Annotated in this window: 2 protein-coding genes, 1 pseudogene and 1 CRISPR repeat array; of the genes and pseudogenes, 1 reads left to right on the plus strand and 2 read right to left on the minus strand. The window is 27.8% G+C overall.

Going from position 1 to position 6,187, the window contains the following annotated elements; all coding sequences use genetic code 11:
* Nucleotides 1-4 precede the first annotated feature (4 nt).
* The gene (locus AYC61_RS13515) at nucleotides 5-256 is read right to left on the minus strand and encodes a DUF4321 domain-containing protein (protein ID WP_066503420.1); all 252 of its coding nucleotides are present in this window, start codon (nucleotides 254-256) and stop codon (nucleotides 5-7) included.
* Nucleotides 257-780: 524 nt separating this feature from the next.
* Here AYC61_RS13515 and AYC61_RS13520 point away from each other — a divergent pair.
* Nucleotides 781-2,823, plus strand: coding sequence for a M28 family metallopeptidase (locus tag AYC61_RS13520; protein ID WP_066503422.1), 2,043 nt, complete (start codon nucleotides 781-783; stop codon nucleotides 2,821-2,823).
* Between the two features lie 769 nt (nucleotides 2,824-3,592).
* Nucleotides 3,593-5,192: direct repeats of the CRISPR family, unit length 30 nt; unit sequence ATTTCAATACATCCAATGTTAAGGTTAAAC.
* Nucleotides 5,193-5,700: 508 nt separating this feature from the next.
* On the opposite strand, the pseudogene AYC61_RS21590 reads toward AYC61_RS13520, so the two are convergent.
* Nucleotides 5,701-6,187, minus strand: a pseudogene (locus AYC61_RS21590) (DUF5704 domain-containing protein); the annotation flags it as partial.

A 6,187-nucleotide genomic window follows, 5' to 3' on the forward strand; every position in this document is an offset into this window, starting at 1 on the left:
TCACCTACAACTTTCTATATACTAAAATAGCTATAACAATACCTATTATGCTAGCTAAATTTATACTTACTAACATTCCAAATGTTAATTTAATAACTTTTAAGTCTAAAACTAAAGGAGTTTTAAGACCAACAGAATAATTTCGTCCAAGAATTTCAATTTTATCGCTGAAAAAATCTCCTATTACTCCACCTATTATTAATCCTACTATAAGTAAAATAATAAGAACTCCTGTATTTCTATTTCTGCTCTTCATCGTCTTTTTCCTCCTAAGTATTAATGTTTATTTGAAAAATATCACATTATATATTTTAACACTAAATTCAATAATAATGAATAATTTATAAACATTTTTTGCATAAAAAGAGCTTTGTCTTTAAGCATTTATATTTGAGACTTATGCATACAAAGCCACATTTAAAGTTTATCATTTTGCTAATTTATTTACAAGTAAGATTTTGCTCCTTTCAAAATATTTTTGTTTTGTATATTTTTTTTATTTTATATTATTTTTGTTATTTTATAAATCATTTGTGATATTTTTATTTTTTGTTTACTTTTCCTTTTATTGGTTGTATAATTGTTGTCTGTAGGAGGTATTTAGTGTATTATTTACAAAATAATTCTTGTAAGATTTAAGGAGTAAATTATAATAGATGCACTGTGGACAAACTCCACTTCACCCATAAATAGTAAATCTATAATAATTATTAGCTAAGTAAGTCACTAATAAATTTTCAATCCCCTATGTTACAAACATAGGAGATTAAGGAGGAAATCATGAACAAAAATAAATTTAATATTAGCATTACTGCTGTAATAATAATAATTCTACTAATGTTTATATTTGTATCAAATGGCAGTAACTCTGATGTAAAAAAAATAAATGAATATTTAACAAGTGACGAATGTAATGGAAGGCTGACAGGAACACTTGGCAATGAAAATGCACAAGCTTTTATTGAATCATACTTCAAAAACTTAAAACTTGAATCTTTAATAACTATTTCTTACTTACATCCATATCAACATAAATTTCACGACTTTAATAACTCGGAAATCGAGTTGAATATAAAAACATCAGATGGCAAAGTCAAAAAATTCAAATACGGAATTGACTTTATGCCTAATTACTTCACAGAAAAACTGGATATAACTCACAAGATAAGTAAAACTCCAAAGCAGGACTGCTTTCTATTACTTGATGATAGAAAGAGTTTAAAGCCTGAATACTGCTATAATACAAGGGGAATATTCTATAGGAAAGATAGTTTTATGAAAAACATAAGAATATCTGACAAAGCACCTATTATACAGATTAGTGAAAATCTCTATGACTATATCAATACTAATGACAACTGTGAAATTTCACTAAAATTTAATCTACCTGCTAAAAACATAACAGCTAATAATGTAATAGCAAAGATTTCAGGTGAAAATAATAAAAATGCCATAATATTATCAGCTCACTTTGACCATGTTGGTAAATCAGGTAAAGACATCTACAGAGGTGCTTTAGACAACAGCTCAGGAATGTCTGTATTATTAAACTTAGCTCAAAAATTAAAGGAATATTCATCAGAGAACACTCTTGATCAAGATATAATTTTTTGCTCATTTAATGGTGAAGAAAGCGGAAGACACGGAAGCAAAGCATTTGTAAAACAACTCTTAAAATCAAATACATATGAAAATATATATAATATAAATTTTGATTGTATAGGTACCTCTGATAAAGTCATTATGTCCAGTCAAAATAAAGATAGCGAACTTGTCACTGATATTACAGCTTGTCTTGAAAATAAAAATTACACCTGTAGCGTTAGTCAATTTGAATCTGATCAAGATAGTTTTAGTAGTAACAGCATATGTGCCATAGGTATATCAACAGAATTTCCAAGTGGTATTCTGCACACAAAACGAGATACAATTGACAAGCTAAACATAGATAGCATTGAAAACTTTTCTGAGCATATATTTACTTTTATAACTAAAAACAGCAATAAGACATATGCTTTTGATAATACCATTTCATGTAAAGTAGATGAGACTATAGAAGATACTAAGATAGATCGTGATTTTATAGATAAAAAATTTGAATTAGGTAAAGATTTAAATATTAATCAATACAAATTTGTCATGCTTGATAATGACAAACTCCCCACAGAAATTACACGTGATGAAATAACTTATAACAATATATCAGATTTTAAAGAAGTTTTTACAAGTTCCACAATTCCAAATAAAATCGATAACTATATATTTGATAGTATTACATTATCGTGTCATGATTTTCCTGAGTCAATACAGGGTAAAGTTGATAAAATATATACTTTTGAAGATTTTAGTACTGCCAACATTCATAATTTTGAATTAACTTATAAAAATGATACAGAAGGCAAATTTTTAAAGCTAGACATTACAAAACTTTATCCCGAAGATAAAGTCGAATCTGTTGAAGATTATTGTCAGCCTCACGATAAAGAAGCGCTTATTAAAATGCTAAAAACTAAATACAAAGATAAAAAAATTGATATACCAGAAAATTATTTTGAAAAAGTTGAATCGTCTGTAAGCAAATATTCAATAGTATATCATAAAGCAAACGGTAAAAAACACATTGTAGAAACAGCTGGAATATTATCAACTGATGTTGACAATTATATCATAATAGTAGATAGATATAGAAAAGGAACTCGTGTGATTAATGGAATAGAAAAGGAAGTACAGTATACAGATTGGTTTGATAATTCTTTTGATGAAACTAAGGAATTCATAGAAAAGGTAAATATTAAGAAGATATTTGATAATTTGTTTTCTTAAAAATCATGACATTAAACAAAATAGTTTACATCACGTTAATATAGGCTTCTATATATTTGATATTGTTGCCATCCTTTGTAAGTGAGGTGGACTTATTACTTTTTGATTCAGGATTTGTTTTTAACTAAAAAAACAATAAGCAGACCCTAAATACCTGCTACAATAACTACTACAACCAAAATACTAACTAGGCAAGTATCTGAGGTTTCTTTGTAGGGTGAATTCAACAGGCAGTCTTATCATCGCTTTTACACTATAAATAAGAACTGCCTGTTGTCTGAACCAGCAACAATTCTCAGATACTTGCCCTTTCCATTTAGTAATGAATCACAATCATGTAATAACTTCGCACTCACAAAGGCTTACCTAACTATTTAACAATCTTTTTGAACTCTTATTACAAAAGTAGCTTCTTAGCATACAAAAAAGCATACTTAAATGTATGCCATCAATTTAATACATCCAATGTTCAGGTTAAACTTACAAGAACTATAAAACAATATGTGATTTTTTCCAATTTCAATACATCCAATGTTAAGGTTAAACATAGTTAACTTGTTTACTGCTGTTGTCATATCCTATTTCAATACATCCAATGTTAAGGTTAAACCTTGGAAAGTTAGTTCCATATTCTTCAATGTCTTTAATTTCAATACATCCAATGTTAAGGTTAAACTTACTTATTTAAATATGGATAAGCCTTTAAAAACCAATTATCCAATGTTAAGGTTAAACTTAGAAACAGATATGTATATTACACCTAGACAAAATTTCAATACATCCAATGTTAAGGTTAAACTAATCTCCTCTATTTTTTCAATTGTACTATTCTTATTTCAATACATCCAATGTTAAGGTTAAACAGAATATGAAGTATTAGATTATTGTGAATCTGCATAATTTCAATACATCCAATGTTAAGGTTAAACAAAATTGTAATTGTGCTAATGCTTGATTTACCTTATTTCAATACATCCAATGTTAAGGTTAAACACAACAGTAAAAACAGTTCCAAAAGAACGTTTTAATATTTCAATACATCCAATGTTAAGGTTAAACATCATTACCCCAAAACAATTTTTTAGATTTACTAAATTTCAATACATCCAATGTTAAGGTTAAACGAACAAATAGATACTTTTACGTCGTTTCTGACAGGATTTCAATACATCCAATGTTAAGGTTAAACATCATGAATTCTTTTATTACGTGTTTCATATATCGATTTCAATACATCCAATGTTAAGGTTAAACTTTTATTTGCCTTTGCAATTCCTCGTTGTAATGTAGATTTCAATACATCCAATGTTAAGGTTAAACCGGCACCCAATCAGGAACATCTATGCTGATATTATATTTCAATACATCCAATGTTAAGGTTAAACTCGGATTAATTTAGGTAAAAAAGATAAACAAAAATTATTTCAATACATCCAATGTTAAGGTTAAACTAGTCCACTTCATAGCACCACAAATCCCCGTTCGCATTTCAATACATCCAATGTTAAGGTTAAACAAATAAAGATAAAAGCTTTTTAAGTTATATTCCTATATTTCAATACATCCAATGTTAAGGTTAAACCCGGAATGTGATGGCTGGGAGGAGGAATTTTAAAAATTTCAATACATCCAATGTTAAGGTTAAACAGATAATAACATTATTGAAAACAAAGTAATATTGCAATTTCAATACATCCAATGTTAAGGTTAAACTAATGAGTTTAGTTGAAAAATTGAGACAATTATGTTCATTTCAATACATCCAATGTTAAGGTTAAACATATAGAAGTTAAGCACAAAAGCAAAGAAATGATATATTTCAATACATCCAATGTTAAGGTTAAACTACCGCTGAGTATCCATCTATACCACCAAAAACAAAATTTCAATACATCCAATGTTAAGGTTAAACATAAAGTAATAAGGAGGTATTAAAATGTTATATGATTTCAATACATCCAATGTTAAGGTTAAACAGGAAATCAAGACTATTATTGTGAATAACAATGACGATTTCAATACATCCAATGTTAAGGTTAAACGCTAATACAATTAGACAGCACGATGATAAAAAATGAATTTCAATACATCCAATGTTAAGGTTAAACTATTCCGCTTGGAACGCAAGTAATTGTTGTATTCGAATTTCAATACATCCAATGTTAAGGTTAAACAATTTAGTGACCCTTGGTGATGCTCCAAGTTGAAAATTTCAATACATCCAATGTTAAGGTTAAACGCTTTAGTCATCAATAAAGTATCACCACATACTTATATTTCAATACATCCAATGTTAAGGTTAAACGTTCTTCACCTATCGTAGCTCCTATCGTAGCTCCATTTCAATACATCCAATGTTAAGGTTAAACTACTGAAAAATGCACATTTGTAATAGTGTCCAATTACTTCTAACACTACTAATAATCACATTTGTTCAATTTTCGTCCGTACGACTGATATTTTTTTGTCAATCAGTTTAATTTTGCTTATAATCGTTGATTTTTCAATACTTGTATCAGTTTTGTTTTTTTTATACATCCGGACATTTTGAATTTTAATTTTCTTTTTAATTCTTTTAAATCGTGATATTTACACAAATAATCGTTTTAAGAAGTATTAAAAATTTATATTCGAATATTTAGATAATAATAATTTTATTTAATTATATTAATTTATGATATTTATTTATCAATGTTTTGATTCATTTATATAATTTACAACATTATAATTTTAGCACAATCTATAGTTTTTGTCAAAATCAGGTTGTTGTTTCTATCATTATTAAAATCTATTCCTCATATACCTTATGTCGCCGACCCATTATTTTTTCATTATTGGAATCGACGACATTTCATTTGATTTTTTAAATGTTAATATTTAATGAGTTCCCATTACCTCGTAGTCATCTGATGCTTTTTCGTCTGCTCTGTAGAATACTATGTCACCGAATTCAAGTTTGAATTCTATGGTATTTTCTGGTGCTTTTAAATCGAATCCGTCTTTTACTGTACTATTTCCTTCTATCTGCCACATGTTACAATTTGGTGTATCTCTGTAGCTTAGTACTGGGTTTTCAAAATCTTTATTTTTTACTGTTCTTATATCAAAGTTCACTATTATAAATCCCTTTCTCAGCCAAAAGTCTTCTTTGAAATCTATTCCATTGTGTGTTCTTGCATATTCTATTACATCAAATTTTGGCTCACATGCATATACGTCGTTTGGAAGATAGTATTCTCCATACCAATGCTGTACTGATTTTTTTACTCTTTGTTTATCTACTGTTGATGGTAAGTTTTCTGTGTTTCCTATAAAGGTTCTAACCCATCTTGCTAGTATTATGTCATCATGGAAGCCTATTGAA

Origin of the sequence: Abyssisolibacter fermentans (assembly GCF_001559865.1) — a bacterium.
GTDB classification, from domain to species: Bacteria; Bacillota; Clostridia; order Tissierellales; family MCWD3; genus Abyssisolibacter; species Abyssisolibacter fermentans.